Source organism: Clostridia bacterium, assembly GCA_028698525.1.
Taxonomy (GTDB): Bacteria; Bacillota; Clostridia; order JAQVDB01; family JAQVDB01; genus JAQVDB01.
Window position 1 is genome coordinate 1 of sequence record JAQVDB010000106.1, and the last position, 4,544, is coordinate 4,544.

Annotated in this window: 3 protein-coding genes; all 3 read left to right on the forward strand. The window is 34.0% G+C overall.

Translation table 11 applies throughout. The features are described from left to right. The first annotated feature begins 266 nt into the window (after nt 1-266). Nucleotides 267-818 carry a pyruvate kinase alpha/beta domain-containing protein gene (locus PHP06_10615; protein MDD3840993.1) on the forward strand — a complete coding sequence of 184 codons (552 nt, stop codon included), beginning with the start codon at nt 267-269 and terminating at the stop codon, nt 816-818. Nucleotides 819-939: 121 nt separating this feature from the next. Then, entirely contained in the window at nt 940-3,576 is a 2,637-nt protein-coding gene (locus PHP06_10620; protein ID MDD3840994.1) for an aminotransferase class III-fold pyridoxal phosphate-dependent enzyme, read from the forward strand. A gap of 143 nt (nt 3,577-3,719) precedes the next feature. Then, nucleotides 3,720-4,544, forward strand: an 825-nt coding sequence (locus tag PHP06_10625; GenBank protein MDD3840995.1) for an ATP-binding protein, incomplete at its 3' end; no start/stop codon positions are given.

The window sequence follows — 4,544 nt, forward strand, 5'->3', positions numbered from 1 at the left end:
TTTCGTTCATTTTAAAAAATCCTCCCAGTTAAGTAGATTTAGATATTATCATATATTGTTAAATCCATATTCCATATTACCACTATTGTATAATAAAAAAATATAAATTAAAATACTATATATATATTTCTAATTTTTCATTATATTAATTATGTTATATTCATTATAACGGATATAAAGCGGATGGCTAAGTAATATTAAAAATAAAATTAAGAGACATAAAACATTGAGTTTTAAAAGCAAAATAAAAAGAGAGGTAGATGAGAATGTATTTTGAGAATATTGGTAAATTAAACACTGAAAAAACAATAGAATATGCCTTAAAAGCAGCAGAACAGCAAAGTATAAAAAACATAGTTTTTGCATCCAGCACTGGTTATACCGCAAATTTTTTGAAAGATTTGCATTCTTATAACAGAGTTTGTGTAAAATATGCATATGGTTTTAAAAAATCTGGAAAGAATTTGATGGATGATAGTGTGGACCAGCAAATAAGAAAAAGTGGAATTAAAGTTTTATCTACATCTCATATTTTATCAGGTGCTGAAAGAGGTTTGAGTAATAAGTTTGGTGGTATCTACCCTGTAGAGATTATTGCACATACTTTAAGGATGTTTGGACAGGGCGTAAAGGTTTGTGTGGAAATAAGTGTAATGGCGCTGGACGCAGGTCTCATACCTTTTGGTGAGCCTATAGTTGCTATAGGTGGTACTGGGAGAGGGGCAGATACTGCTATAATAATAAAACCGGCTCATGCTAATAATATATTGGATACTAAAATTATGGAGATAATTTGTAAGCCCAAATATGGATTTTGATTTTATAGCAGCAAAATATACATATATAATTTCAAAATTTTGTTGATTTTTTTATAATAAAACGATAAAATAGTCAAGTAGATGTGCACATATTGTTCACAAAAATGAATGGAGGAATTTTATGCATCCTTATAGGGAATATGTTAATCCTCATCTAGGAAAATTATTGGAAGATATCAAAATGGATAAAAGTTATATAAGAGGAGAAGGTTGCTATTTATATGATTCGGAAGGGAATGAGTATTTAGATTGTATAGCTGCATATGGAGCTCTTCCGTTTGGATATAATCATCCTGATATATGGGAATGTATACACCAAATACACAATTCGATGGAACCTAGCTTTGTACAGCCATCTGCTTTGAATGCTGCAGGAGAATTAGGCAAAAAATTAATAGAGAATGCACCGGGCAATTTAAGATATGTGACTTTTACAAATAGTGGAACAGAGACAGTGGAGGCGGCGATAAAACTATGTCGTTCTGCATCAGGCAAGCTGGGCATTCTTGCCACCAATAATAGTTTTCATGGTAAGACACTAGGTGCTCTATCAGCTACTGGCAAAGAAACATATCAAAAAGAGTTTGGAGCACCGGTAGAAGGGTTTAATTATGTGGATTATGGAAATTTAGAAGCATTGGAGAAAAAGTTAAAGGATAATCCTGAATATTTTGCAGCATTTATAGTAGAACCTATACAGGGAGAAGGTGGAATAATAGAACCTCCTGAAGGATATCTTGCAGGCGTGAGAGAGATATGTGATAAATATGGAGTTTTGCTTATATTTGATGAGATACAGACAGGTCTTGGGAGGACTGGAAAACTTTTTGCATGCCAAAGACAAGGAGTAAATCCGGATCTATTATTAATCGCCAAGGCACTTGGTGGAGGGATTATGCCCATAGGGGCATGCCTGTGTACAGAACAAGTATACAACGAAGAGTTTGCTGAAAAACATTCTTCAACTTTTGCTGCTAATACTATGGCCTGTAGAGTGGGTCTGAAGGCACTTGATATACTTTTGGATAATGGAGGAAGTCTGATTGAAGATGTGAGAATTAAAGGGCAAATTTTTAAAGATGGCCTGATCAAGTTAAAACAAAAATATCCTAAGATAATCAAGTCTATCAGAGGTCAAGGTTTAATGTTGGGAATAGAGTTTAGCATTACAAAGGATACTTTCCCTGGAAGTCTGATAGGCATCATGGCAGAACAAGAATTGTTAACCCCTATTATATCCAGTTTTTTGCTCAACAGAGAATGCGTAAGGGTTGCACCTACACTGAATGGAGCAAATGTAATAAGAATAGAACCTCCGTTGATAATAAACCGGGAACAGATATTCCGTGCATTGAAAGGAATAGAGAATGCGTTAGAAGTTTTAAACCAAGGGAATACAGCTAAATTATTATCATTTTTAGTAGATGATGGAGAAGCTAAACATAGAGATTACGAGAACTTTGTTCATAGGGAATACCCTAATGTATCTCCTTCTGAAAATGACGAAGGAAGGTTTGCATTTATTGTTCATCCCTTAGACCTTAAGAATTATATGGATTTTGATAAAAGTCTTTCAGCCTATTCAGAAAGTGAGTTGAACGATCTTACTGAAAAATGGAACCAAATGGTAGACCCTTTTGTGGTGGGTAAAACAAGAATTATTTCAAAATGTGGCAGCAAGGCTTATGGTGAGTTTATTGTCATACCTAAAACTACAGAACAGCTTATCAATTCTCCCAGACAACAGGTGTTAGATGAACTTAAAAGTGCATTAAAGCTTGCAAAGAGCAGAGGGGCAGGTATTGTAGGTTTAGGTGCGTATACATCTGTTGTTTCTATGGGTGGATTGTATTTAAAGGATCAAGGCATACCAATAACTACAGGTAATAGTTATACAGTGGTTACAGCGGTAGACTCTGTGACTGCCGCACTAAAAAAATTAAACCAGAACCCCAGTGAATCTGTAGCGGCAGTAGTTGGGGCTACAGGTTCTATAGGAAAAGGGACATCTATACTCATATCTGAAAATGTTTCTAAGTTGATATTGGTAGGGAATCCGAGGAATAGAAGATCCAGTTATGCTAGATTGTATAGAGTTGCTGCCGAGGTATGTAAACATATTTCAACTTTGATTCACCAAGGAGTAACATTTGACCCAGGCAGCATAGGAGATAAATTATCCAAATGTGGTTTTCTACCTGATTATGATCAGCCTTTGCAAAGCTTTATAGAATTTGTTAAATCCTATGATAGAAAAGAAAGCCCAGTGATAATTTCTACATCAGTAAATGAAGTGCTGCCTTTAGCCGATGTAGTTATAAGTGCTACCAGCAGTGTAGGCAAGTTGATAACGCCAGCTAATTTAAAAATAGGGGCAATAGTCTGTGATATGTCAAGGCCTGCCAATGTAAGTGAAGAGGTGGAAAAAACTAGACCCGATGTTTTAGCTATAGATGGAGGAGTAATACAAGTTCCCGGCAATGCTGACCTAGGATGGGATTTTGGATTTGATGTGGGTCAGGCCTACGCTTGTATGTCAGAAACCATTATGTTAGCCTTAGAGAAGCATTATAAAAATACAAGTATCGGGGCTTCTGGAATATCTTTGAAAAATATATTGTTTACTAGAGAACTTGCTGAAAAACACGGATTTGAGCTAGCAAGGTTCAGGAGTTTTGATAGGCCTTTGGGCGATAAAAAGTGGGAAAGAATAATAAAGTCGAGAAATAAATGCATGATAAAAAAGGATGTACTTTGAAGTATATCCTTTTTTTATTTTTTCATCTTATATACAAGATACGAAAAATATTCATAAAAAAAGGGAAAGTAGAGTTTTTGTCGAATTTAAAAATTAAGGAGCTGGGAAAAATAATACATAATTTGCAAAGAAGGGATATATCTATGAAAACAAATAAAGCAATAAAGATCATAATTATCACTAAATTATTTCAGATAATTACTTTATTGTCTTTTGCTATACACTTTTTTAAAACAGCTGAAACAACACATTATTTACCATTAGTTGCCATATTTGCAATGACATGTATTTTTGAAATAATATTTTTGAACAGTCGGCACTTAGCTAAAAATCGGCAGATAGATAACCATACAAAAAGGTCGAGCTATGAAAATGTTAAAAAATTAAATCTAACGTTAAAAGCTCAAAGACATGATTTTATAAATCATATTCAGGTAATATATAGTCTGCTTCAATTAAACAAGAAAGAAGAAGCCCAAAGATATATAATAGATCTCTATAGTGAGATAAAAAGCATTAATAGCGTTATAAAGACAGAGAATGCAATACTAAATGCGTTACTCCAATCCAAGATCAAAAAAGCAGAAGACTATGGTATTGATATCAGCTTTGAAATTGATTCAGATCTTGAGAGGATAAAACTTAAGGATTGGGAATTATCTGCAATATTGAGCAATATTATTGATAATGCTATTGATGCATGTAAAGATTTACCTGAGGAAATGAGGATTATAGAAGTTGATGTGTTCGATGATGATATATACCATGTGTTTTCAGTCAATAATAAAGGACCTATAATAGATAAAAATCAAATAGATGAAATATTTAAGCCTGGTTTTACCACTAAAGGCAAGGGAGGAAACGGATTGGGTCTATACATAGTGGACAATATCATATCAAAACATGGAGGAACTATAACGGTAGAAAGCAATCAGAGAGAAGGTACTACGTTTAAAGTTCGACTTCCG